The organism is Seleniivibrio sp. (genome assembly GCF_021209385.1).
Classification (GTDB): Bacteria; Chrysiogenota; Deferribacteres; order Deferribacterales; family Geovibrionaceae; genus Seleniivibrio.
This window is the reverse complement of record NZ_JAJOIL010000001.1, coordinates 125,150-150,552: the sequence shown is the minus strand read 5'-3', so window position 1 is coordinate 150,552 and position 25,403 is coordinate 125,150. Positions and strand designations below refer to the sequence as shown.

Annotated in this window: 23 protein-coding genes and 1 riboswitch; of the genes, 10 read left to right on the top strand and 13 right to left on the bottom strand. The window is 46.2% G+C overall.

The window, feature by feature from the left end:
- The first annotated feature begins 7 nt into the window (after positions 1 to 7).
- The 6 genes from nifK to LRY47_RS00680 all read left to right on the top strand — a co-directional run bounded on the left by nifK (position 8) and on the right by LRY47_RS00680 (position 5,251).
- Positions 8 to 1,516, top strand: coding sequence for a nitrogenase molybdenum-iron protein subunit beta (gene nifK / locus LRY47_RS00705; RefSeq protein ID WP_295221471.1), 1,509 nt, complete (start codon positions 8 to 10; stop codon positions 1,514 to 1,516).
- Between the two features lie 63 nt (positions 1,517 to 1,579).
- Positions 1,580 to 1,732, top strand: coding sequence for a putative nitrogen fixation protein NifT (gene nifT / locus LRY47_RS00700; protein WP_295221469.1), 153 nt, complete (start codon positions 1,580 to 1,582; stop codon positions 1,730 to 1,732).
- Positions 1,733 to 1,750: 18 nt separating this feature from the next.
- Entirely contained in the window at positions 1,751 to 3,121 is a 1,371-nt protein-coding gene (gene nifE, locus LRY47_RS00695; RefSeq protein WP_295221468.1) for a nitrogenase iron-molybdenum cofactor biosynthesis protein NifE, read from the top strand.
- On the top strand, positions 3,114 to 4,424 hold the full coding sequence (nifN, locus tag LRY47_RS00690) for a nitrogenase iron-molybdenum cofactor biosynthesis protein NifN (RefSeq protein ID WP_295221467.1): 1,311 nt from the start codon (positions 3,114 to 3,116) through the stop codon (positions 4,422 to 4,424). Before nifE ends, nifN begins: the two co-directional genes overlap by 8 nt.
- 10 nt (positions 4,425 to 4,434) lie before the next feature.
- Complete coding sequence (gene nifX, locus LRY47_RS00685; protein WP_295221464.1) at positions 4,435 to 4,815, top strand: nitrogen fixation protein NifX; 381 nt, start codon at positions 4,435 to 4,437, stop codon at positions 4,813 to 4,815.
- Positions 4,816 to 4,825: 10 nt separating this feature from the next.
- Positions 4,826 to 5,251, top strand: a complete 426-nt coding sequence (locus tag LRY47_RS00680) for a DUF269 domain-containing protein (RefSeq protein WP_295221462.1) — start codon at positions 4,826 to 4,828, stop codon at positions 5,249 to 5,251.
- 52 nt (positions 5,252 to 5,303) lie between these two features.
- Here the strand turns inward: LRY47_RS00680 and LRY47_RS00675 are convergent, their stop codons facing one another.
- The 5 genes from LRY47_RS00675 to LRY47_RS00655 all read right to left on the bottom strand — a co-directional run bounded on the left by LRY47_RS00675 (position 5,304) and on the right by LRY47_RS00655 (position 9,316).
- Positions 5,304 to 5,585 (bottom strand): 4Fe-4S binding protein, encoded by a 282-nt coding sequence (locus tag LRY47_RS00675; protein ID WP_295221459.1) that lies wholly within the window; start codon positions 5,583 to 5,585, stop codon positions 5,304 to 5,306.
- Positions 5,582 to 6,154, bottom strand: coding sequence for a MarR family transcriptional regulator (locus tag LRY47_RS00670; RefSeq protein WP_295221457.1), 573 nt, complete (start codon positions 6,152 to 6,154; stop codon positions 5,582 to 5,584). The genes LRY47_RS00675 and LRY47_RS00670 overlap by 4 nt, the downstream gene beginning before the upstream one ends.
- 151 nt (positions 6,155 to 6,305) lie before the next feature.
- Positions 6,306 to 6,986, bottom strand: a complete 681-nt coding sequence (locus LRY47_RS00665) for a response regulator (protein ID WP_295221454.1) — start codon at positions 6,984 to 6,986, stop codon at positions 6,306 to 6,308.
- On the bottom strand, positions 6,979 to 8,451 hold the full coding sequence (locus LRY47_RS00660) for an ATP-binding protein (RefSeq protein ID WP_295221452.1): 1,473 nt from the start codon (positions 8,449 to 8,451) through the stop codon (positions 6,979 to 6,981). Before LRY47_RS00660 ends, LRY47_RS00665 begins: the two co-directional genes overlap by 8 nt.
- A 253-nt stretch (positions 8,452 to 8,704) precedes the next feature.
- Positions 8,705 to 9,316: an EF-hand domain-containing protein gene (locus LRY47_RS00655; protein WP_295221450.1), complete on the bottom strand. Its 612-nt coding sequence runs from the start codon at positions 9,314 to 9,316 to the stop codon at positions 8,705 to 8,707.
- Positions 9,317 to 9,629: 313 nt separating this feature from the next.
- Between LRY47_RS00655 and LRY47_RS00650 the strand changes: the two genes are divergently transcribed.
- Positions 9,630 to 11,105, top strand: a complete 1,476-nt coding sequence (locus LRY47_RS00650) for a DUF3365 domain-containing protein (RefSeq protein ID WP_295221448.1) — start codon at positions 9,630 to 9,632, stop codon at positions 11,103 to 11,105.
- A 41-nt stretch (positions 11,106 to 11,146) separates the two neighbouring features.
- Here LRY47_RS00650 and typA read toward each other — a convergent pair whose 3' ends face one another.
- The 4 genes from typA to nifB all read right to left on the bottom strand — a co-directional run bounded on the left by typA (position 11,147) and on the right by nifB (position 16,857).
- A complete protein-coding gene (gene typA / locus LRY47_RS00645; RefSeq protein WP_295221446.1) occupies positions 11,147 to 12,976 on the bottom strand; it encodes a translational GTPase TypA in 1,830 nt (609 codons plus the stop codon).
- A gap of 84 nt (positions 12,977 to 13,060) precedes the next feature.
- The gene (locus LRY47_RS00640; protein ID WP_295221444.1) at positions 13,061 to 14,881 is read right to left on the bottom strand and encodes an ATP-binding protein; all 1,821 of its coding nucleotides are present in this window, start codon (positions 14,879 to 14,881) and stop codon (positions 13,061 to 13,063) included.
- Between the two features lie 320 nt (positions 14,882 to 15,201).
- Positions 15,202 to 15,483 (bottom strand): hypothetical protein, encoded by a 282-nt coding sequence (locus tag LRY47_RS00635; RefSeq protein ID WP_295221442.1) that lies wholly within the window; start codon positions 15,481 to 15,483, stop codon positions 15,202 to 15,204.
- A 21-nt stretch (positions 15,484 to 15,504) separates the two neighbouring features.
- Positions 15,505 to 16,857, bottom strand: a complete 1,353-nt coding sequence (gene nifB, locus LRY47_RS00630; protein ID WP_295221441.1) for a nitrogenase cofactor biosynthesis protein NifB — start codon at positions 16,855 to 16,857, stop codon at positions 15,505 to 15,507.
- Between the two features lie 260 nt (positions 16,858 to 17,117).
- On the opposite strand from nifB, the gene nifV reads away from it, so the two are divergent.
- Positions 17,118 to 18,239: a homocitrate synthase gene (gene nifV / locus LRY47_RS00625; protein WP_295221440.1), complete on the top strand. Its 1,122-nt coding sequence runs from the start codon at positions 17,118 to 17,120 to the stop codon at positions 18,237 to 18,239.
- Positions 18,240 to 18,271: 32 nt separating this feature from the next.
- On the opposite strand, the gene LRY47_RS00620 is transcribed toward nifV, so the two are convergent.
- Both LRY47_RS00620 and LRY47_RS00615 read right to left on the bottom strand, forming a co-directional pair.
- The gene (locus LRY47_RS00620) at positions 18,272 to 18,604 is read right to left on the bottom strand and encodes an antibiotic biosynthesis monooxygenase (RefSeq protein ID WP_295221438.1); all 333 of its coding nucleotides are present in this window, start codon (positions 18,602 to 18,604) and stop codon (positions 18,272 to 18,274) included.
- Positions 18,605 to 18,607: 3 nt separating this feature from the next.
- On the bottom strand, positions 18,608 to 20,032 hold the full coding sequence (locus LRY47_RS00615; RefSeq protein ID WP_295221435.1) for a nitronate monooxygenase: 1,425 nt from the start codon (positions 20,030 to 20,032) through the stop codon (positions 18,608 to 18,610).
- 187 nt (positions 20,033 to 20,219) lie between these two features.
- Here LRY47_RS00615 and LRY47_RS00610 point away from each other — a divergent pair, with 187 nt between their 5' ends.
- Positions 20,220 to 20,720, top strand: coding sequence for a hypothetical protein (locus LRY47_RS00610; protein ID WP_295221433.1), 501 nt, complete (start codon positions 20,220 to 20,222; stop codon positions 20,718 to 20,720).
- Here LRY47_RS00610 and LRY47_RS00605 read toward each other — a convergent pair.
- Together LRY47_RS00605 and LRY47_RS00600 are read right to left on the bottom strand one after the other, a co-directional pair.
- Positions 20,717 to 23,509, bottom strand: coding sequence for a hypothetical protein (locus tag LRY47_RS00605; RefSeq protein ID WP_295221430.1), 2,793 nt, complete (start codon positions 23,507 to 23,509; stop codon positions 20,717 to 20,719). The genes LRY47_RS00610 and LRY47_RS00605 overlap by 4 nt on opposite strands.
- A 17-nt stretch (positions 23,510 to 23,526) precedes the next feature.
- Positions 23,527 to 23,901, bottom strand: a complete 375-nt coding sequence (locus LRY47_RS00600) for a hypothetical protein (protein ID WP_295221428.1) — start codon at positions 23,899 to 23,901, stop codon at positions 23,527 to 23,529.
- A 248-nt stretch (positions 23,902 to 24,149) separates the two neighbouring features.
- Positions 24,150 to 24,330: riboswitch (cobalamin riboswitch) on the top strand.
- A 69-nt stretch (positions 24,331 to 24,399) separates the two neighbouring features.
- On the opposite strand from LRY47_RS00600, the gene LRY47_RS00595 reads away from it, so the two are divergent.
- The gene (locus LRY47_RS00595) at positions 24,400 to 25,377 is read left to right on the top strand and encodes a sirohydrochlorin cobaltochelatase (protein ID WP_295221426.1); all 978 of its coding nucleotides are present in this window, start codon (positions 24,400 to 24,402) and stop codon (positions 25,375 to 25,377) included.
- The last annotated feature ends 26 nt before the right edge of the window (positions 25,378 to 25,403 follow it).

Here is a 25,403-nt window from a genome sequence, read left to right as displayed (position 1 = left end):
GATTAAAATGAGTGAAAAAATAAAAGACCACGTTTCCCTGTTTAACGGCTGCGAATATCAGGATATGTTCGCTGAAAAAGCTAAATACGAAAATGCCGAAACAGACGCAAAAGTACAGGAAACTCTTGAGTGGACAAAAACACAGGAATACAGAGACCTTAACTTTAAAAGACAGGATCTCGTTGTTAACCCTCTGAAAGCTTGCCAGCCTTCAGGCGGTCTGTTTGCAGCCATCGGTTTTGAAGGCACTATGCCCTTCGTACACGGTTCACAGGGCTGTGCATCATACTTCCGTTCGCACTTTATGCGTCACTTCCGTGAACCCTTCCCCACATCATGCGATGCCATGACTGAGGATGCAGCGGTTTTCGGCGGTCACAATGCACTTTATCTGGGTCTGCAAAACACATATGAACTTTACAGCCCCAAAATGATAACTATGGTTACATCATGCATGTCAGAGGTTATCGGTGACGACATGAACTCTTTCGTTAAAAACGCGAAAGAACAGGGTTACATCCCCGCCGACTTCCCTGTAACATTTGCACACACACCCTCTTTCGTTGGTTCGCACATCGTAGGTTACGACAACACTATGATGGCTATCCTTTCTCAGATGGGACAGAAAAGAGATCATAAAAATGACAAAATCAACGTCATTATGGGCTTTGATACTTATCTTGCAAACTACGAAGAGATCAAACGTATCTTCAAACTGTTCGGTGCAGAGATTAACCTGCTTTCAGATCCTTCTGAAACACTTAACTCTCCCACCGACGGTGAATACAAAATGTACAGAGGCGGTACTTCCCTTGATGACCTCAGAGACGCTCCCAACTCTAAAGGCACACTTCTGCTTCAGAAATGGTCTCTGCTGAAAACTGCTGAGTTCATCGAAAAAGAATGGCATCAACCCGTTAAAGTTGTTAACCCTTACGGTATTGAAGGTACAGATGAACTTATTATGGCAATCTCTGAGCTTACCGGCAAGCCTGTGCCTGCTGAACTTGAGCTTGAAAGAGGTCAGCTTGTGGATGCTATCGCGGATTCCTATTACTGGATCCACGGCAAAACATTCGGTATCAACGGCGACCCCGACCTTGCATACGGTCTTTGCAGAGTTGTTATGGAAATGGGCGGCGAGCCTATCCACGTTCTCGTTTCCAACGGTTCAAAAGACTGGGAAGCTGAGACAAAAGAAAACCTTTCCAAATATGAGTTCGCTAAAGGCGCTCAGATCTGGGCAGGAAAAGACATGTGGCACTTCCGTTCACTGCTCTTCACAGAACCGGTGGATATGATAATAGGCAACTCATATGCTAAATATCTTGAAAGAGATACAGGCATCGCTCTTTGCAGAATAGGCTTCCCGCTTCAGGACAGACATCACCTGCACAGATATCCTACAATAGGATACAAAGGCGGACTTCAGATGATGACATGGATCGTTAACCGTATGCTTGACGACATAGACAAAAAGACTATGTACACAACAAGCTACGATATTCTCAGATAAGCCAATGAAGGTTACACTCAACAAAAAAGGGACGTATACTCAGTATACGTCCCTAAAAAAGACATGGAACAGATAGTTGTCTCCATTGAGCAAAAGGGTGCATGGGGCGGTGAATTTACTCTGGCAAACGGCTGGGTGCTGGAGTTTGAAACATTGGACGCAGAACCTACACTGCCGAGAACTATGGAGGCTAAACTGCTTACCAGAGGAGACTGAAGTCTCTAAGGAGAAGCTATGAGACTGGCAATTCAGCAGCTTACGGAAGAGCCGGGCTGCGATCATAATCAAAAGAAAACGGCAGAGCAGAAAAAAGAAGCATGCAAAAAGCCCACTCCCGGAGCGACAGCAGGCGGATGCGCTTTCGACGGCGCACAGATAGTCCTGCTTCCCGTTGCGGATGCGGCACACATTATACATGGTCCGATAACATGCTGCGGACAAAGCTATAACAACAGAGGTACCCGCACACATGTGGGTAACCTCCACCAATACGGCATGACCACCGATATGAGCGAACTGGACATAGTGTTCGGCGGCGAAAAGAAACTTAAGGAATCGGTGCGCTATGTTGCGGGCAAGTTTAAGCCCAAAGCTGTCTTTATCTATTCAACATGCGTTACGGCTATGACAGGTGAGGATATACACACTGTCGCAAAAGAGATGACCGAAGAACTCGGGCTTCAGGTTATTCCCGTGGATTCTCCCGGATTTTCAGGAAGTAAGAACCTTGGTAATAAATTTGCCGGACACGCTCTATTCAACCATGTCATCGGCTCGAAAGAACCGGAGAATGTTCCGATGTTCCCAATAAATCTTATCGGGGAGTATAACATAGCCGGTGAGCTTTTTCAGGTTGAGCCGCTTTTTGAAGAGCTTGGCATCAGCCTTTTCAGCAAGATGACAGGCAATGCCACATATGACGAACTGTGTTATGCACACCGCTCTAAACTCAGCGTGGTCATATGCAGCCGTGCGCTTATTTCACTTGCGCGTCAGCTCGATGAAAAATACGGTATACCTTATTTTGAAGGTTCGTTCTACGGCATGGGTGAAACAAAAAGAACTCTTATGACCATAGCAGATATGATGGGCAGCGATCTTCTGAAAAGGAAGGTTGAAGAACTCACCACCAGAAAAGAGAAGGAAACAATGGAGCAACTTGCTCCTTATCTTCCTATAATGAAAGGTAAAAAAGTGCTTGTGTACACAGGTGGCGTGAAAAGCTGGTCGATACTGAAACAGCTTGAGGAACTGGGCATGGAAGTTATCAAATCCAGTACCAGAAAATCAACAGAAGAGGATATCGCCAGAATACTTGAATACTTTGAAGGAAACGAAGATGGTCTGATGCCCAAAGGGGACGGAAAGACCCTTCTGAAATATATGAAAGAATACGATGCCGATCTGTTCCTTGCGGGCGGACGGAACATGTACAACGCTATGAAAGGACAGGTTCCTTTTGTTGACGTGAATCAGGAGAGACACTTTGCATTCGCCGGATACGAAGGTTCGCTGGTGCTTGCACAGAAAATATGCGGAACACTGACATCCCCCGTGTTCTCAATAGTTAAGAAGCCTGCTCCGTGGGAGGTCAGCTTTGGTTAAGATAATCGAAAAACCGCTGTCCGTTAACCCTCTGAAAAAAGGCTCCATAATGGGCGCGATAACCGCTTTTCTGGGTATGCACAAAGTTATGCCTCTGGTTCACGGTGCGCAGGGATGCATGGCATTCACAAAGAACTTTCTGACACAGCACTACAGGGAGGTCACTCCCATGCAGTCCACCGCTGTTTTTGATATAGCTACCATCATCGGTGACGACAGCAACCTCCACGAAGGTATCGCAAACGTCATTGAGAAACAGAAACCGGACTTCATCGGACTTGTAACAACAGGTATGACCGAAGTTCGCGGGGACGATATAAAAGGAAGCCTCATCCGATTCCGTGAAAAATATCCCCAGTACGACAGCACACCGGTTGTTCCGGTCGCCTGTCCCGATTTCAAAGGGGATGCGGAAACAGGGTACGGAGCTGCCTGTGCGGCGACTCTTTCACTCCTTATAGAACCTGCGGTGAGAACGGACTACAGAACAAGAAAGATGGTGAATATCCTTGCGGGTATGCACCTGACTGCCGGAGATATCGACTGGCTGAAACGTTCTTTCGAGGCTTTCGGACTGGACGTGATTGTTTATCCCGACCTGTCGGCAAGCATGGGCGGTCAGGTGAATCACTTCTACGGTCTGCCGGAAGAGGGAACGTCCATCGACACCATCAGAAAGATGGCTCATGCTGATTTTTCAATAGTTGTAGGCGGCTGTATGGAAGCTTCTGCGGATATACTCCTTGAGCGCTGTACGGTCCCCTATAAAAAATTCGATACCCTCACGGGGCTTGAGGCGACAGATGAACTCGTCTCATGGCTCATGGACTATACAGGCAAACAGGCTCCCTCATGGATGCGCATCCAGCGTCAGAGAGCTGTGGATGCGCTGCTTGACGCGCATTTCAGTTTCAGCGGGAAGAGTTTTTCAATAGCGGGTGAACCAGATCTGCTTTACGGTCTTGGAAAATATCTCACGAAAGAGATGGGCATCAGACTTGAAACAGCGGTCACCACAGCGCGCCACGGGGCGTTTGAAAATCTGCCTGCCGAAAATATAATAATGGGCGATCTGGAAGACCTTGAGGAATATTCAAAGGCGTCAGACTTTATAATAGCCAATTCAAACGCAATACCAATGTGTCACAGGGCGCATAAGCCGATTTATCGCGTGGGCTATCCGGTTAAAGATTATCTGGGACACTTCCACAGAACCTTCATCGGTTATTACGGTGCCATGATGCTTGCCTTTGACATAGGAAATATATGCATGACCCTCGACATTGAAAGGTCGGGTCACTAGGGGGAATATTATGAAAATCGGTTTTTGTACAAACGATCTTAAGACAGTTGACGAGCATTACGGCAGAGCGACAAAAGTTGCAATCTATGAGATAGACGAAAAGTCATACTCCTTAAGCGAAGTGCGTGAATTCGCAGAACAGGAGGAGGGCGTCGAACATAAGCTCGACACAGGTTCTAAAGCTGAGAAGCTTTCAGACTGCGCAATACTTTATGTAGCACAGATAGGCGGTCCCGCGGCTGCGCACGTCATAAAGAATAAGATACACCCCGTCAAAGTGAACGATCCCGTGCCGATCGCTGAGATACTTGAGAATCTCAAGACAACACTGGGCGGAAATCCTGCACCGTGGCTTAAAAAAGCACTGTACAGAGACAGACAGCCGGAATAAGGATTTTTTTATGTCGAAAGCTTTCAAGGACGTACTTATAACAAAGATCCGTTCCCATGATCCGCACAATATATGGAAGAACGTGGCGGACGATACGCTTATGACCAGATACTATGTCCTCACAAAGGAGGACAAGAAGAAAATAGATGCATTTGCCGCTATCTCTCCGGAGACTGTGGCAAAAATACGCCTTTATTACGAAGCTGTTGCTCTCTACGTTGAGGAACAGTGCGGAAAGATGGTCATAACTGTTCTGGATATCAACACCGAAGGCTTCGGAAGGGCTCTTCTGGTTTACGAGGACTATATTTTCCTGCAAAAATTCCACCGCAATGCCCATAAATTCGGGTTTTCTACGCTTGAAGAGGTGGTGGAAGAGGGTGAAACCCTTGCCGCGAAGGCATTGGAGAATGCAAAACGGATCGGAGATTTCTGATCCGTATTTAATTCCCCGTGTTGTTTGTCGGGGTTATGCACTAACCCCGACACTAAAGATGAAGTCTGTGAACAAGTCTGGAAAGAAAACTTCCATTTCTGTAGTGTATTTTTTGTCCATGGTGTTTTCTGATGTGTTTAGTAGTCGGCTGTTTTATGTCCTCAGCTGTCCTGAGGATTGCACCTGCCGGGCAAATATCAATACATAATCCGCATCCTGTGCATTTTCCGGTGTCAACTGCATAACCTTCTGCCGATTTAACAATAGCTTCGGCAGGACATTGTTCCATGCATTTGCCGCATGCAGAGCAGCTGTCTGTTATAACTACACTCATTCTCTTTCCCTTCTGCATTTTCTGCTGAAAAATCCCCCGTCGTTTTCGCCTGCGTGGTGCATGTCATGATTCGCGCGCCCGCAGCGACCTCCGTGGTGATGTCCGATATGATCATCAAGATTAAGATTGCCGCCTTTGTCTTCAAGGTTCGCAGTAAGTTTTTCCATCAGAGCCAGAAACTGTGTCTGTTCCTCCTCTGTGAGCGAACCGAAAAGAGCGTCCGACATTTCAACTATTGCCGCTTTGGAGGCTTTAAGGGCTTTTTCACCTTTTTCTGAAAGATAAACGCGCATTACGCGCTGATCTTTTTCGTCCTGTCTGCGCTCAATCAATCCGGACTGCTCAAGTTTGACAAGCATTTCCGTCATAGATGACGGACGCATATCAAGTATCTCAGAAAGCTCGGATTGCTTCGCACCGCTGTTTTCTGCTATGAGCGAAAGCAGATGCCACTGCCCGTGATGCATTCTGCGGTCGTGCATATCGTGTGCGTGTTTGTGGCTTTCTCTGTGCACCAGCCTTGAAAGGCGGATGAAAGCCGAAAGAATTTTAGCGGAATTATTGTTCATTATTTTTTCCTCATTTTTTATTTAGGTACCTTATGAAAAAAAATAGATGAGAGACCTGAAGTTGTCAAGAGATTTATTTAGGCACCTGAATAAAAAAACGGAGAACATTGAAAAAGGCTCTGTGCGGAGCAGAGCCTTTTAAAAGAAGAACTTATATAGTTTCAAATTTATAGCCGACGCCGTACACTGTCTGTATTACATCTTTGTCATTAAGCACTGCTGATATTTTTTTGCGCAGATTTTTAACGTGGCTGTCGATGGTGCGCTCATAGCCTTCAAATTCATAACCGTGAACATTGGCAATGAGATCGGTTCTTGAAAACACCCTGCCGGGCTGTTTCGCCATGATGTAAAGGAGTTCAAACTCGCTTCTTGTAAGCGTCAGATCATTTCCGTTTACAGTCACCTGATACTTTGAAGGCTGTATAACCACAGGACCTGCAGTAAGCACTTCTTCTGTCGTTTCCGGTGTGAGTCTGCGAAGAACTGCTTTTACCCTTGCGACAACCTCTCTGGGGCTGTATGGCTTACAGATATAATCATCTGCTCCCAGCTCCAGTCCTATCAGCCTGTCAATTTCCTCTACCTTCGCAGTTGCCATTAGCATAGGCACATTTGAGAACTTGCGAACCTGTCTGCAAACTTCCAGTCCGTCCGTGTCCGGCAGCATAAGGTCAAGCACAACGGCGTCGGGCACCAGTTTTTTTATTGTGTCCACCGCCTTTGCGCCGGAATCCAGAGTATGCACCTCAAATCCGGATTGTTGAAAGTAGTCCTGCAGTATAGATGCTATCTGAGATTCGTCTTCAATAATAAGCACTTTCTTATTCATTTTTTTCCTCTTCGGGGAGATTTATTTCAATTCTGAGACCGCCCATGCTGCCGGTTACGGCATTTATGGCGCCTCTGTGTTTTTCAATAATATATTTACAAATGGCAAGCCCAAGCCCGCTGCCTCCTGTTTGTCTGTTTCTTGAAGTGTCGGCGCGGTAAAGTCTGTCGAAAAGCATGCAAAGCTGTCCTTCTAAAACGCCCGGTCCTGTGTCTTCAATGGTTATCCCGACTCCGTTCTCATTTTCGATGCAGGAAATGAAGATTATGCCAGGACTCTTACCATGCTTCAAAGAGTTCTCCATAATATTTATGAGAACCTGTCTGAGCCTTGAAACATCGGCACGCACAAGTTTGCTGTTGCACTTTATCATTGTGCGCAGCTGAAAACCGAACTCTTCCGCACGGCTTTTATAAAGGTCTACAGTGTCTTCAACTATCTGACGCACATTGACAGAAACGAAGTTGAACTGCATATTGTCCGACTCCGCCATAGTTATTTCATGGAGTTCGTTAACCAGCTTTATTAATCTTGACACTTCACTGTGAAGAATGTTCAGTGTTTCGGTGTCAGTATTTCTTAAGCCGTCCTGCATCGCCTCGATATTTCCCAGAAGAACAGACAGCGGTGTACGCAATTCGTGCGATATGTCTGATATCCAGCGGTTCTGTTTCAGTTCGTACATCCGCAGATCATTTGCCATTTTGCGGAAATTCAGTGCAAGATCTCCGAGTTCGTCGTTGGACATCTGCCGGATATCAACAGTAAAATCTCTGGAAGCCAGCTTCTGTGTGGCATTTATCAGCATGGGTACCGGAGCCAGAAGTTTCTTTGCGAAGAGCCATGACAAAAAGCCTGTCAGAATTATTATGATCAGCGCACAGAAAAGCATCATACTGAGCTGTTGCCGCAAAAAACCGATAGCCAGGGGATATGTAACCTGCGGCGGTTTCCTTACCCCCAAATAACCTACGGTTTTTTTGTGTGTTTCGATGGGCAACAAAACGAACTCATCTTTATTTCTGTTATATTCTTTACCGACAATTACCTTCTTGTCAGCGTCCAGCATTGTCAGAAAGGGTCTGAAATGGATGAAAGATGCCACGTTGAGCTTATTGTCTTTTGTGAGAAAGATCTTTTTCAGCATCTCAATATCATCGCCAGGTGAATTTTTGCGACCTTTAATATCTAAACCCGGCGGCGGTGGCGGAGGAGGAGGGGCAAAGTTCATTGCCCTGTCAGGGTTGTCCATTATGTCCTTTATCTCATCAAAGTTGCCATGTGTTTCGTAATATTCTCCCAGTTTATCAGTAAGCCATGATAATTCCTGTATTTTTGACTTAATGAGATACTCTCTGAAATTAAAATAGCCGAAATAACCCACCATAAGTATCATTATGGACATGCTTACGACTACTGTTACCAGAGTTAAAGCGAATATTTTATAGAAAAGTCTTATTTTCATTTATCACCTGATATAAAATAACCCTGCGGATCAGCAAAATCCAATCAAAAAATATAAACGGTAGTTCAAATACACATTTTCTCCATGATTTATCCACAATCTTGTGTTATTCTTGTTCAAAGGAAAAAGGTAACGATACCTTTTATAACCTCCTTTAAAAAGTACTCCTTGCACGCCTTAGAAAAAGCGGCTGAAGAGCCGCTTTTTCATTTGTGTAACGTCTCAGACCATTCTCCCTGCTGTTTCTCAGTTATTACGCCTCATAGGAATTCTGTGAATACAATCCCTGAAGGAGTTTATCAATTGTACTTTGGTAGTAAGCTGTTCCTGTTGACTCATCCGAATCGTCGGATTGAAGCGACTGGAGCATACTAAGGTAATCTGTTGTACCGGAGTCACTGCTGCTGTCAAAATATGAATCGGACGAGCTTTCGCTGTCTTCTGCTGAAAGCAGAGCCGAAAGACTGTTCTGTATGGAAGTCAGCAGACTTATGATGCTCTCTGAGCTGTAGTCACTGTTTTCATCCTCGTCCTCTTGCGCCGGAGGAGGTCCCATGGGTGCGCCTTTCGGCTTTAGGTCTTCCGACTGCACAAGGCTTTGGAGTTCATCATCGCTGAAACTTCCGTCACCGTCCGTGTCATACTGGCTGAAAAGGGACTCTGTGTCCACATCCTGTCCCGTTTTGGACGTAATGTCGTCTACCAGTGCAAGGAGTTCACTCTTGTCTACTGTCCCGTCCTGACTTGTGTCAACCTTGCTGAAGAAAGATTCCGCGCCGTTTCCCTGCTGTTTTGCCGAAGAAAGCTTGTTCTGGGCATAGCTGTAAAGGGCGGAACTCTGGCTGTTTATGCTGCTGATACTCATTCTATCCCTCCATTGTCTAGATAGGAGCAGCGAGAGAACGGGTCTGCGACATGTTATAATATAGTCTTAGGTTGTGTGCATGATTTGAAACAATTATGTTTATACTATGGATAAGGAGAAAATTAGCTTAAAATATGGAAAACTTCGTTCAAAATGCGTGTTGCTTTAGACCATATATTCTAATATTATTAATTAATGTCAGCAATGGGGCGTAAGAGTCCCGTTTTAAAGGGAAGCGGAACCATCGCAGATGAATAAATATCCTTTTGTAATCATAACCTTAGTTTTTTTCGTACTCCTTTCCTGCTATGAATTGTATCAAGGTTATTCTAATTTTCGCACCAGTGTTCTTAATAAGGCAAGGGATATCACCGATGTGAACCGCGCATTCGGCTATTGGAGCGCCGAAGTCGGCACCATATATGCACCATCTGAAAATTTATCCGGTCTGAAATATAATTCTGAAACAAAAAAAGAAATCACAGAGCAGGGGCTTAATCTTACTAGCATAAATCCAGCATATATGATGCGTATGTCGTCTAAAGAGCTGAACATTGCAACCGGCATGAATTTGAGACTGATAAGCGATAAACCGATAAACCCGCTGAATTCACCTGACGGATGGGAAAAACAGGGGTTAAAGGCTATGCGCGCGGGTGAAAAAGAGTATTCCAGACTTGAGTATACTAATCTGCACAACATCCGTTTCGAGTACATGACTCCGCTTTTTATAAACGGCAGCTGCCTGAGATGTCACGAATATGCTCAATATAAAACAGGTGATATGCGCGGCGCTATGAGCGTCAGCTTTCCCGTTGCCAAAGAACACAACAGACAGCTCAGATTCACTCTTCTGACGATACTGGCTTATCTGCTGGTGACCGCTCTTGTTATAAGACTCATCGTGCTTTCCAGTCGGGAACTGAAAAAGGCGTGGCATGAAAAACTCAAAAATATAGCCGAACTTGAAACAGAGATGCAGCGAAGGGAGATGAGCGAGGCGGCGCTTATACACAAGACCCGCAGCTCGTCCATAAACGAGATACTTCGTATGGTTGCCCACCACTGGCGGCAGCCGCTTAACAATATAGGACTTCTTATACAGACCATTCAGGTGGCGAACACCAGACAGGAAGAGGACGAGGCTTCCGTTCAGGCAATTAAGATTGTACGCGAGATGAGCGAGACCATCGACCTGTTCACATCCGCAGTGAAAGCGGAGAATATGGTCAGGATGGATGTTAAGGAGATGGTGTTCGATACATTGAAACTGCTTAGACCGGAATTTGAATCAGTCGGCATAGAGGTTTATATCCTCTGCGCCATGGGTGGAGATTCAGAGGAAATACAGATGACAGCAGAAGAGAATTTGTTCCATTCCTGCGGGCGGGGACGGTTCTTCTGTGACGATGTCTGCGGATTCAGCCACGTCTATGTTTACGGCGAAGAATCCATGTTCAAACAGATTTTACTGATACTGCTGAAAAACTCATACGACTGCCTTGTTGAAAAAAAACATGGTGAAGACAGACTTATCACCGTTCGATTTATGAAAAAAGGCGAGTATGCCCAGATAGAGATATGCGACAACGGCGCGCCTATTGACGTTGAGGTGAAACACAGACTGTTCGAGCCTTATTTTTCAACCAAAGGCTGCGGTGCAGGCAAGGGCATAGGGCTTTTCACCGCACAGAATCTCGCGTCCAATTTCGACGGCGGAGACCTGTTCTTCGACGACACCAACGGAAAATGTTTTGTTTTCCGCTTCCTTCCCTGTGGGCACGATTAATATGTGGTCAAAAAAAAGGCGGTCAAAGTGACCGCCTTTTTTTATTTACCGAGTGCTTTGCCTCTGGCAGTGTGTCTTTCCTGCTGAGACAGTATTTTTTTACGCAGTCTGATGGACTTGGGAGTAACCTCCACCATCTCGTCGTCTGCGAGGAAATGTATCGCCCTTTCAAGAGTCATGGGAGGAACGGGGGTAAGGATGATAGCTTCGTCCTTTCCTGATGCCCTCATGTTAGTAAGTTTTTTCTCTTTACAGGGGTTTGCGTTAAGATCGTTATCCTTGTTGTATTCGCCGATGATCATACCTTCGTATACAACGTCGCCGGGAACTATGAACAGGGTTCCTCTGGGTTCAAGGTGGAAGAGACCGTAAGCAACGCCTTTTCCGGCGCGGTCTGCAACGATGGAACCGGTGAATCGGCTGGGTATATCGCCTCTGTGGGGTTCATAACCGAGCAGAAGCGAGTTCATTATTCCGGTACCTTTGGTGTCGGAGAGGAACTCGTCACGATATCCGATAAGCCCGCGGCTGGGGATTGAGAATTCAATTCTCGCTCTGCCTGTGCCGTTGTTCACAAGATTTATCATGCGTCCTTTACGGATGGAGAGTTTTTCAGTGATAACGCCGACGAATATCTCTTCGCAGTCGATGAAGAGGTGTTCGATGGGTTCGCAGAGTTCGCCGTCAATTGTTTTACAGATAACTTCGGGTCTGCCCACGCACACTTCAAAACCTTCGCGGCGCATGGTTTCGAGCAGGATAGCCATCTGAAATTCGCCGCGTCCCTTAACGATATAGCTCTCTTTGTCGGGGCTTTCCTCAACTTTTATCGCAACGTTCTTAAGTGTTTCTTTAAGAAGTCTTTCTTTAATTCTGTTGGACTGCACCAGTTTGCCTTCACGTCCTGCGAGGGGACCTGTGTTGGGGCTGAACTTCATGGACACTGTGGGTTCGTCCACGGTTATTCTGGGCAGTGCTTTGGGTGATTCCTTTGTACAGATGGTGTCGCCTATGGCGATGTCCTCGATACCGGAGAGAACGATTATCTCGCCGGGTTCGGCAAAATCCACCTCTTTCGTACCGAGACCTTCGTATATCTGAAGTTTGCTTACACGCAGGGATGCTGTGTTCTCAGCACCGATGCGGACAAGGGATTCGTTCGCCTTGGCGGAACCGTTGATGACCTTACCGATGGCGAGCCTGCCGAGATAATCGGAGTAGCCAAGGTCGCTGACGAGCATCTGGAAAGGTTCCTCGTCGTCATATTCGGGAGCGGGTATTTCGCTGACGATAGCCTCGAAAAGCGGTTTCATGTCTGTTCCGCGTTCCTCAAGGGTTTTCTGACAGATACCTTCGCGTCCTATTGCATAGTAAACGGGGAATTCTATCTGCTCATCATCAGCGCCCAGATCGATGAACAGGTCGTATACCTCGTTCAGAACTTCGTTAGGTCTTGCATCCTGACGGTCGATCTTGTTCACCACCACGATGATTTTAAGACCCGCCTCGAAAGCTTTTCCGAGGACGAATCTTGTCTGGGGCAGGGGACCTTCGGAAGCGTCCACAAGGAGTATCGCACCGTCAACCATAGAGAGTGCACGCTCAACTTCACCGCCGAAATCGGCGTGACCTGGGGTGTCGAGGATGTTTATCTTAACGTCTCCCCAGCGAACTGCGCAGTTTTTAGCGGAGATTGTGATACCTCTTTCGCGTTCAAGGTCCATGCTGTCCATGAGCCTGTCTTCAACCTGCTGTTCCTCGCGGAAAAGTCCGCTCTGTTTGAACAGCGTATCGACCAGCGTTGTTTTACCGTGGTCAACGTGAGCAATGATAGCTATATTTCTTAGCTTCTCGTTTCTTTGTTTTGACATTTTACACCTGAAAAAATTTGAACCTGCCAGTATTCAACAGATTTTAAAATAAGAAAAGGTTTTTTTAATATTTTGACCGAAAAATTACAAGCATTGGGCGCTTTTGTGCAGAGTGATCTCCATTGTGACCCCTCTTCCGTTGTTTCTTGCGGACAAAGTGCCGCACATATATTTCTCTATGACGGTCTTTGCCATGTAAAGACCGATGCCGGTTCCCTTGCCCGCCTCCTTGGTTGTGAAGAAGGGGTTGAATATCTTGTCTATAACGTCATCAGGTATGCCAGTTCCGTTATCTGTCACGATTATCCTGATTATTTCACCCTCAACGCCGATGTTCACCATGATAAGCCCGTCGGAAGATCCGTTCTCTTCCGCGTATCTTGTTTTGATGGCGTCAACAGAGTTGTATATGATGTTCAGAAGCGTCTGCTTAAACTCGTTCAGAAAGCCTGTTATGCGGGTGTTTCCGAATTCGCATTCCGGCATCCTTTCAAGGAAGATACATTCAAATTCCTTTTGGGAGCATTTGCAGCTTACCATCAGTTTTATATTCTGTGTTGCCAGTGTGGCGCTTAGTATCTCTCCTATCTCGCGCAGGATGTCTATTACCTCAAAGCTCTCCTTTTCGACACTGGGTTCAAAGAAGGTTCTGTACTTGTCAATAGATTCTGAGAGTTTATTCAGCAGATTCATGTTTTTTTTCTCGAATTCCTCGATATACTGTATGTTCAGTTCGCCGCTTTTGTATGCCTCGGACAGATCCTGCACATACAGTCCAACCGCGTTAATCGGTTGCCGCCAGTGGTGGGCGAGGGCGGAGAGCATAAGCCCCATATCCGCAATCTTCTGCTGCTGATTTATTATCTGGTCTTTGGTACGACAGTTCTCAACCTCTTTGCGGATGCGTTCCTCAAGTCCGGTGTTGATCTCTTTAAGCTCTTTGAGCACCGTTTCATGTTCTTTTTCAAGTTCAGCTATGGAGTCTATGAAGCCTTTGCGCGCCACATAAATGATGAGAAGCAGTCCCGCTGCACAGATTATCAGCACGTTGTAAAAATGGCTTTGCATCCATTCTTCCATCCCGCCTGATTTTGAGATAAATATGAAACTGCCGACGTTCTTTCCTGAATAGTCGTAAAGTTTAAATCCTTTGACTATCTCATAGCGACCGTCTGCGGTATTAACGGAATCTTTCAGATTGCCGCCGTTCAGCATCAGCCCCATCGGAACTTTGCTATTGTTGAAATATACTGTCTGATCAAGCCCGTCCGTTTTCATGCTCAGAAGCTTTGCAACGTCCCTGTTAACGGTTATTACGCTTTTGATGTTGGATATGCCTGCTACTCTCTGCGCAACAAAATTCAGATCAGCTCCGACCTCTATAACGCCTATTACTTTTCCGTCGCTTTTTAAAGGAGTCATAAACCTCTGACCGACCAGTTTTGTGCAGACTTCAAGCCCTGAAAGCGGTTTTTCAGTCTTAAGAACTGTTTTAAGCATGGGGCGGTAGTCGGTGCTTTTATCGCCGAATTTTTTCGGGTCAAGGGTTCTCAGAAACACTTTGCCGCCTGATGTATGGAAAGTGAGTACAACAGTTGACCCCGGAAATGATTTTTCAAGCAGCACAACGTAAGGCTTGAGCTGATCGTTCAGAACCTCTCTGTTGCCCTCTGCGTATGCATTAATGACTTGATTATCGTTTGCGATAAGGTTTGCATATGCCTTGAGAATTGCTGTAGTACGTCTGGGTATATTTTCGTAAAACTTTGTGACGATGGAAATATGTTCCTGACGGAGAATCTGAAGATGCTTTTCATAGCGGTACCATTCGTCGAACAGGTAAAAACCTGTGATGAAGAGCATGATACCCACAAGCATATAAATGGTTCTGTTTTTTACCTTCAAAGCATACCCCGCCCATTTCGGCATATACTCAAGTATACAACAAAACAATTATATGAACCACTGATTAATAATAAAAAAAAGCGGGGCGGAGGACAGAACACTCCTCCTAAGTACAAAGAAGATTAATCTTTTGTGGGGGTGACAGACCTTCTTTGTACGCCCCGCAAACCTATCAGATAACAACATTTTTCCATCGTAGAAAAATGTTGTGAACGCTCCTGTCGGCAGAGCCTTCCTGCGCTCACGTTTCATTCGCTAATCCGAATAAATCCGTCTTAGCTCATTCCACGAGGTTTCATCCTGAAACCTCAGTAGCTTCTTTATTTATTCAGTATTTTCCGCATCATGTAGTTTATGTCGCGGAAAACGAGAACGTCTTTTCCGTTCATCAGGCAATAGATGGGTCTGCCCACCTCTGCTCCCGAAAGTTTTGCATCCTTCACAGGCAGAAGAAGAGAGACCAGCCGCTGACCGGAGCGTATCTGCATACTTGCTGTGACATGTCCGATGTCGAGGTCTTCAACATAGCCTTTGATGAGTTTATATCCGTCTTTTTTAAGCAGTGCGGATATGTCTGCTCTGTTTGTAAGTTCTGATTGCATAATAATAATTCCCCCTTTCCGCTATGCCGTTTTTGAACGGTTCATTTCGGCGAGACGTTTGCTTCCGGCTTCCCATGCCGCCTCTTCGATACCTTTGTAGGCTTGTCTGGTGTCAACAAGTATTCCTTTTTTGTTCATATCGTTAAAAGCGTTTTTGCCTGCTACTGTACATACCATAACAGCGCAGTCTTTAAGGAGAGCCGCGACGTTTTTAAGGTGACCGGAGAGTTTTATGCACGCCTGAGAGTTGTCATAGTCCAGTGTGCGTATCTCGCGCAGGTGCGCTCCCCATCCGGAAACTTCGTATACATAAAAGTTTCTTGCGTTTTTGAAAGAGATGTCAGCCATGCGGTGATTATTGCTTGCAACGGCAACCAGCACCATCTTGCTGCGGTCATAGGTTCTGACCTTCCACTCGCTGTGGAACTGCTCTGAAAAGCTGTGCCGTCTGTTGTTGATAACCTGTGCTTTAAGCATAGATGCTGCGGCTTTAACGTCTTCTGTGACGTTGTTGAAATCCCAGTCCTGACCGAGTTTGCCGATAGCGTCCGCACGGCACTGACGACAGTGCTGCATAACGGAATCAAATCCGCCCATTATCTCCGCGCACTGGAAGCGAACCTTTCCGATAAGCTCCGGAGTGGGTTCCGGTACGCCGTCGTTTGCGAATTTTGTTCCGTATTCGGGTTTGCTCATCAGCGGAATGATGTTGTGGATGAACACGCCCAGTTCTTTTATCTTTTTGGCAACTTCACCTATATGGGCGTCGTTTATGCCGGGGATAAGAACAGTGTTCACCTTGACGAGTATTCCGCGCTCAACAAGCCCTTTGATACCCTCAATCTGGCGTTCCATAAGAATGCGGGCGGCCTCGACACCGTGATACGTCCTGTCGTTGTAGTGTATCCAGCTGTAGATTTTCTGACCGATCTCGGGGTCAACTGCATTCATGGTTACGGTAACGTGTCCTATTTTAAGCTCTGCAATGTCGTCCAGATGGTCGGGCAGTGCCAGACCGTTTGTGCTTATGCAGGGGATAAGTTCTTTGTCATATGTTTTAAGAAGTCTCAGCGTCTCGAAAGTCGCTTCGGGGTTCGCAAGTGCATCGCCGGGACCCGCTATGCCAACCACGGAGAGATTTTCGATTGAATGTTTCACCATAATGACCTTTTCAAGGGCGTGTTCTGGTGTCAGTATACTGCTGGTCACGCCGGGGCGGGACTCGTTTGAACAGTCATATTTCCTGTTGCAATAGTTACACTGGATGTTGCAGGCGGGCGCAACAGGCAGGTGTATCCTTGCAAATTTATTGTGGGCATCCTTGCAGTAGCAGGGGTGCTTATCAATTTTAGCTTTAACTGCGTCTCTATCCATTTGTCACCTCACACTCTGGTGAAAGCAATGACCGTGCCAAGAAATAATAAATATTGGAACACAGTCATCCTTATTCTTACTCCCTCCTTTGACAAAGGAGGGTTGGGGTGGATTTTATTAATAATAAATGTAAATTCCCTCCAACTACTCTTTGCAGAAGAGGGTAGGTGATTCATTTCTATCTGGTCATTTCTTGTGCAATCGTCTGTTTTTTAATCATTGGCACACCTTTTGCAAGTAACAGTGCAAGGGAGGCAACCATGATTATAGACGACACTACACTCAGAGACGGTGAACAGACACCCGGAGTGGCGTTCACCCGCAAGGAAAGGCTGGAGATAGCCCGCAGACTGGACGCTATCGGTGTTCAGGAGATAGAGGCGGGTATACCTGTGATGGGTACTGACGAGTCCGCAATGTTCGCATCCATCATGGACTTAGGGCTCAAAGCACGCATCATTGCGTGGAACCGTGCGCTTGTGAAAGACGTTCAGGCATCGGTCATAGCAGGTGCGAACTCAATAGAGATATCACTGCCCCTTTCGGATATACAGATAGAAACGAAGCTGGGCAAAACAAGGGAGTGGGTGCTTAAACAGATAGCAGAGGTGCTTGATTATTGCGCAAAATATAACCTCTATGTTTCTGTGGGCGGCGAAGACGCTTCAAGGGCGCATCCCGATTTTATCGAGCAGTACGTTCAGACGATAGAGGCGCACGGAGCTTCCCGTTTCCGCTTCTGCGATACGGTGGGCATACTTGACCCGTTCCGCACATATAATATGACAAAGAGGATCCGCGAATCCACAAAACTCGACCTTGAGGTTCATACCCATAACGACTTCGGCATGGCGACTGCGAACGCACTGGCTGCTGTTCAGGCAGGCGCCACACACGTCAACACCACCGTTATGGGACTTGGCGAGCGCGCTGGCAATGCTCCTCTGGAAGAGATAATAATGGCGGCGCGCCACGTCTACGGAAATCAGGACACTTTCAACACCAAACATCTTCGTCCTCTTTCCGAATATGTGGCACAGGCGGCAGGCAGACACGTTGATCCCCAGCGTCCAGTTATCGGTGAATATATGTTCACCCACGAATCGGGAATACATACCGACGGCGTGCTGAAAAATCCTAAAAATTACGAAGCTTTCGATCCAGAAGAGCTGGACATGAAACGCAATATAGTTTTCGGCAATCAGTCCGGACTGCACGTTCTGGAGCATATGCTTGCGCAGGAGGGGATACACCTTGACCGCTGGCAGCTCACAGGACTTCTTTATGAAGCGAAAAAACTTGCCAGAAAGAATAAGGCTGTTCTTAAGAATAAGGATGTGTCCGGTCTTTGCGAAAAAATGGGACTTTGTATAGGTGCATAAAAAAAAGGCGGTCAGCCGACCGCCTTCTTCTGTTATTTTGTAAATGATGTTTCGCTTTCTATTCTGCATATGCGGATGCGGTATTCTTCATACCACTCGTTTATCCCGCTCTGCTTCGCCTTTGCATGTTCGGCATTGTTCTTCCATTCCTCAATGCTTTTAAGGCTGTCCCAATAGGAAACGGTTATCCCGAATCCGTCGGCACCGCGAACACTTTCCGCACCCAGAAAGCCTTTGAAGTGCGATACCAGTTCAACGATACGGTTGCTTGTGTTCTCATATCCCTTGTCACCTTCGGTGCGCTTGGATGTGAAGATCACTGCATAGCGGTCTGAACCGCAGGTATCGGCGGCAAACCCGCTCAAGGTTTATGCCTTTGAAGGTGCAAGATCGCTGCGAAGGATTTCTATTATCTCGGCGGCGGAGATGCTGTCTCTGCCGTCTTTTATGAAATCCCCTATCTTTTTCAGCGTATCGCCGGCAGTTATAAGATAGTGTTCAATGTATCCGCTTTTATATATCGTTGGCAGTCCGATGTTAGCCACCAGAGCGTTGCAGAGGCATTTTCTGCCCTCTGTTTCCTCTTTAAGCCCGCCCTTTGCGATGTAAGCGTCAACGGGTTCCGCTGCACAGCGATAGCCTATTGAACCGTCAGCCTTTTTATAGAGTGAGCGCAGGTAACCGAGGTTGCATATTCTGGGTCTTTTCAGATATGTCTCAAGCTCGGAAAGGGTATCCTGAATTTTCGCTACTTTGAAAGGGAATCCCGTTGGGGAGGCTTTCGGGTCGGTGAAAACGTCGGGGATATGCTGTATTATCGCTTTTTTAATGCTGTCCACAAAACCGGATTCTCTGCACATGGCAAAGATGGTTCCAACCTGAATACCCTGTGCGCCTGCGGCTATTGCGGCTTTCAGTTTACCGGGTTCGCCCCATGAACCGCCCAGCCAGAAAGGAACACCCAGTGACTGAACCTTGTCCAGTTCCACTTCGTCTTTTTCCGTATAGATGGGTTCACCGTTGGCATCAAGCTCTATTCCGCCTCTGGGGGGAGCGTTGTGACCGCCTGCTGAGTTGTGTTCTATAACAAGCCCGTCAACAGCGGGTTTTGTCTTTTTAACCATTGTTGTCGCCAGAATGTTTGATGAAACTATGGCGTAGAACTTAGGTCTTTTAAGCTCTGTAAGATATTCGCCCATTATCTCTTTCGGGCTGAATCTGATCCTGTAGTCCTCGTCTTTTTCGGCACCTGCAACGAAAAGGCGCAGGCTTGCGTCTTCGCCCTTTGCGAAGCTGTCGAGAACTGCGGGGATCTCTCTGGGAATGCCTGCTCCCATGACTATGTAGTCAACTCCGGCAAGCATTGCGCCGTAGATTGAGCTGAGGTTGGGGAGGATCACTTTCTCCATCAGGTTGATTCCGATGGGGTTGCTGTGTCCCTCTTTTGCCAGATAAACTTCGCAGAAGTTTGACGCAACGGTAAGCTCCTGAAGTTCTCTGGAAGGTGTCATGGTGTACATCTCAATTTGTTTATAGGGGGCTTTTTCGTCTTTGCCGCCATCAATGAAGTAAGTTCTGATTATTCTTTCTGCTATTTCTCTGATAGGGAATGCGGCGAGTGCTTTGCGCATCTGACCGTCCTTGTCACCGTTCTGAAGTCTGCGTGTTAAAATAACGTCCATAGCGGTGCCGGAAACAACACCTATTTCACCGCTTTCTCCCACGGCGCGGGCAAGACGCCAGTCGGAAACACCTGCGCCCATGCCGCCCTGCAAAATTCTATACTCTTTCATCCTTGCCTCATATGTTAAGCGGCAGCCGCCGCCTTATTGCTTAACCCCCATAACATTATCTTATAGTATGCCCACATGCAAGAGACTATTTCCGATACTTTAAAAATAATTTGTTTTGATTACTATTTATGCTCTTTTTTTTTAAATGTTTTGATATATAATGCAGTATCAAGAGACGGAGACGTATATGCAGGTCAATCTGGAAGAGAGCAACAACATAACAATAGAGCGTGAAGGAACTTCCGACAGTTTTATAATGTGCATTGATTCCAGAGTGACAGTGAGGCTTGCAAAGGCGGAGCTGAAGCTCATGCATGCGCTCATTGGGGCGCAATTGCAGGACAACCCGAAGCTCGGCAAAGACGCACTTAAAAAAGTCATGGCGGACGCACTTGTTTCAAACAAGCCGAAGGTGCAGGAGGTTCTGCGCCGTATGAAACAGGAGGATATTGCTTTCGTTGTCTGGTATATGGGCGATCTGCGGCTTGCCCACGAGATTCTGGGCAATATGTCAAAACGTGCTGCGGATGACGTTCAGGAGAGCGTGCGAGAAGGTATCGAACGCCGCATACGCAAAGAGCGCTCCACCGGCAATTCTTCGTTTGAGACCCAGATGGCTGAGTACGGAAAGAACGCCGTTACCGCATTTCTGAAGCAGGTGTTTGAAACCGATGCTCTTCCTGTTTAATTTATATGCGAAGTTTTGATCAGATATATCAGTTCTGCTTTTTCAGTTTTTGAATATCCTTCCTTGTTCAGAAATTCAATATACCTGTTCAGTATGTCCCTGCATTTCTGTATTCTGCCTTTCTTCGCGTAATAGCTGTACGCAAGGGATACCATGTCGGTTTCGTGCATGAAACTGTCGAGAAAGGTATCGAAAAAACGCTCCGGATTGAAACATTCCGGCAGGAAATACCATAGACTGTTCATCAGTTTCAGCATATTTATAAAACTTGCGTCAGTTTCACTTCTCTTGCAGTCCACGGGTATAATTTCTGTGAGCCCCTCGAAAAATCTGCCTTCGTAAATGGTTGCCGCCTCTGCAACGGCAATCGCTGTTAACATGTATTCCCCGCGGGAATAGTAGTCCGATGCGGATTTTATCAGTGCGTTGAATCTCTCCAGATCGCAGTTGATGTTATGCATTCTGAGCATCCCGTTCTGAAGGGTTATATAGTTTTTCGGGTCGATGCCGGTGAAGGTATCGGTTAAAAGTTTTCTGAAACGTGACAAAAGGTTGTCGAGACTTCTCCGCGCGTTTTCCTTGCTGCTTTCCGGCCAGAGATACACCTGCATCAGCTCCTGATCAATAGAAAATCCGTGACTTGAAAGCAGAATGGCGAGCATCGTACGGAACAGGACGCTGATATCTGAGCAGTCCAGTTGACTCTGACCTACGGTGATGGAGAGGCTTGTGAGCGCCTTTATGTGCATTATGGGGATAGGGCGCATCTTTTTGTCGAATGCCAGATCAATTTTTGCACGGGCTATATCCGCCGCGAAAGAGGATGCGGAAGGTTCGTTCACAGTGTAAAGACAGGTGTTCTGAAGCACTTCCGGCAGAAGAGCGCTGAGATGGGTATAGCCTATTTTTTTCATCAGCCGTATGCAGAATATTGCGTGTTCTCTGGCACGCATTCTGTCGCCGATGTTGTTGTAAAGATATGAAAGATAAGCATGGGCGCAGGCTGCCGCATTTTCATTTATCGGAGGTTTTTCCTGATTTGCCGCTTTCGTGAGGTGCAGAATAGCTTTTTTATGGTTTCCCGCGAAAGTATAGGCGGCTCCCGCCGACACTTCGCCAAAGGCTGTGAAGAAGGGGTTCGTTTCGCTCTGTCTTGTTTTAACCGATAACTCAGCAGCAGCAGACGCGTTGTCGTTACATTCGCGTGCCATGGATATAGCCTTGAAACTAAGAAGTATGGCAGCTATGTGATCCGGCATGTTTTTTACATTGGTTTCGGGAAGCCTGCTGAAAATCATCTTCGCGTAGTCAAAGTCGCCTCTTGAAAAGGCATATTCAAGTTCGCATATGCTGGCAAAACCGGACAGCCTGAAACTGTGTTCCATATGAAGGCGGTATTTGCTGCGTACCATATTCATGAGAAGATGCATGAAATGGAACTGTCCGGTCATTGCAAGGTGGTGAATCAGAAGATTTATAAGGGAGAGTTTCATAAAACTGTCATATTTCACTGTGGTCAGTTTCTGGAAAATAAGATTGCAGTATTTTTCCGCCAGCTTCCGTTCACACATGGTCATATATGCCGAAACTAACAGCGAATAAAGGTACAGTTTAAAGTTTTCAGCGTTGTATCTCTCGGCTATAGCAAGGGATTTGTTGAGATATTCCGCAGCTGTGTGTCCGCTTTTGAAATTCATACAGCCCTGACCGTATGCCGCGCAGACAACCATTTTAAGCGGTTCTTCCAGTTCGTCGCAGGTTTCTGTCATCATAGACGATATTCTGACGAAATATTTTTCACCTTCAGAGAGATCTCCTGCGACGCCGCAGTAATAGATCAACATTCCGCAGGCGGATATTATAGTTCCCGAACGGTTTCCGAAAGCTGTGAAGGTATCCAGTGTGTGCAGGAAGATGTCCTTTGTTCTTTCAGGTGAAACGGAGATTAGTATATATCCGAATGCTAGAGGTATCCATGCCCTGTTTCTGAAAACGTCGGCAGGTATCTCGGAGAAGACGTCGACAAGATGCGCTCTGTTCTCCTGAAGAATGAGATGCTGAAAGTTTTTCTGGAGATAATCTTCGAGGCGGTCAAAACTTTCTGCCGCAATAAGAAATTCCACTACGGAAGAGAGGTTTTTTTTCTCTTCTTCATATGAAGCCGCCATATCATAAAAATTCCGGCGTTCACTCTCCGCCAGTCTTATCATTGCCTCCCCACGGAGCCATTCGCGGAAAAGTCTGTTGAATCTGTACTGTTCGTCTCTGTTCCTGTTTATCAGAACTGTTTTTTCATTCAGTCTTGTTATAAGTTTTTCTGCGGTACCCGTATGGTCTATCAGGTTGAGAAGCTGCATGTTGAACGATGGGATCAGTGCCAGCTTGAGTAGATAGTGATACTCGTCCGACGGCAGTCCTTTTGCTGTTGAATTGAATATGCCGCTGCAAGCCTCCAGTGCAAGTTCTGTGGTAAAGTCCGAGCCTGTTGCAGACAGAGTGTCAAATATTTCAGAGGTATGGGAAAGCACTCCTTCGGTGATTTCATGCATCTTGTCGAGTGAGCTGAAAATTGTTTTATCCTCCAGCCGCATCACTGCAAATTCCCTGAATTCGTCATTGGTGAGTTTAAGGAAGTTCTCGTCTATTATGTATGTGTCTTTGTTCAGTTTTGAAAATGATCCTGAAAAACCTTTTGCTCGTTGGGTGATTACGGCAAATGAAAGGGTTCCGCCGGCAATGGAAAGGGTGGACATCACTGCGAGATATGAAACGCCGATGACCGGAAGCATATGGAAATCATCCAGAATTACGAGTGTTTTCGTGCGGGTCTTTTTTTGTATTCGCGCATGAGTGAAGAGAGCAGGTTTCCGGTTTCCAGAGGGGCTATGCCGAACATTTCCGCCTGTTTTATGTCTTCTGAGACAAATCCCGGAAGCGCTGCCTGAATGGTTCTGTAAATATTCTGACAAAGGTTTGCAGGCGTTTTGTCTTTTTGGGTTATCTGGTAATATATTGTCCTGTCGAAAAAATTCTTTCCTATATCGAGCGCAAAGCTGGTTTTTCCAGCCCCTTCGCCCGCTGTCAGAAGAAAAATATTTTTTGTATTCAATTGACCGGCAATAGTGGATAGTTTTGCACTTCTGCTTAAAAATTTGGTTTCCGTCTGTTTATTTTCATTCATATAACACTAGTAACAAAAGAATATAGTGTACGCAAGCTATTTGTTTAAGATTTTTTTAAGATATCTGTGGTAGTCTTTATTTAAGATAATATTCCGGTGTAATTGCAGGTACTCCGGATCCGGCTTTTTAAGCCTATTATCCCTGAATTCAACTCCTATCTTGTTTCCATTTGAAATCCCCTCCGTAATACCCCTTCGGAGGGGTTTTTCTATGTCTGCTTGACAACTTCTGATTTATCGTTCAAAATCATTCTGCAGTCTGACAAGGGTGCAGGCAGAAAAAGGGAAACCGGTTTAAATCCGGTGCTGTCCCGCAGCTGTAAACCTGACGAAACCCCGATTTATTGTCACTGCGCCGGTTGGCGCGGGAAGGCAGGGGGATTAGAATGACGGTGAGCCAGAACACCTTCTTTGCCTATGAACTTTACGAGGATAGAGGAACCCCGTTCCACGTTCAAGAACACCCTGTACAGTTTAATATTTTTCATGGAGGCGCTGATGCGTAAATTTATCACGTCCGTAGTCGTACTCCTGCTGGCTGTTTCGGGTGCCTTTGCAGCGGAGATGAATATGGAAAAAGAGAAAGCAAAAGAGAAAAGCGCGGTTGTTATAGCCGCATTCGGAACCACTTACGAATCCACACTGGATTCACTTCTTAAAATTGAACAGGATATCAGAGCCGCGGTGGGAAAAGATGTTCCCGTCCGCATGGCGTTCACATCAAATATCATCAGAAAAGTCTGGCACGAAAGACAAAATGACGCCGCTTACAAAGCGGAGCATAAGAACGTGCCTGCGTATCTTTATGAAGTCAAAAACGTTCTGGGTACAATGGCGGATCTTCAGAACGCCGGATATCGCAATATAGTGGTTCAGCCGACATATCTGACATCAGGAGAGGAATTCAGTGACCTCAAAGCCTATGTTGATGGTCTGGACAGCATAAAAACGCTGAAAGACAAATGGAAGCCCTTCAATAAACTTGCGACCGGCAACCCTATTACAGGAAACTATGATTATCATGAAGAGCTTGAGACCTTTGCAAAAGCCCTTGAAAAAGACGTTGACCTTGCGGCGGCATCCTCATCTGCTCTGGTTTACATGGGACACGGCAACGAACACCTTTCAACAGGGATATATTACGAACTGGAAAAACTTCTGAACAAAACGTATCCCAAAACTAAAATATATGTGGGAACTGTAGAAGGGCATCCTGATCTGGATGAAGTGGTCGGTAAACTGAAAGCTGACAAGGTTAAAAAGATAACCCTGAAACCGCTTATGATCGTTGCGGGCGACCATGCCAACAACGATATGGCTGGAGATGAAGAGGATTCATGGAAAACCGTTTTTGTTAAAGCGGGAATAAAAGTCACACCTGTTCTGGAAGGTCTGGGGGAAAACCCGGAAGTCAGAAGGATAATTGTGGACAATATGCTGAAAGCTGCTGCTGAAGCAGATATAAAGCTGAAATAACAGCCTGTTTTGCAGACATTGCGCCG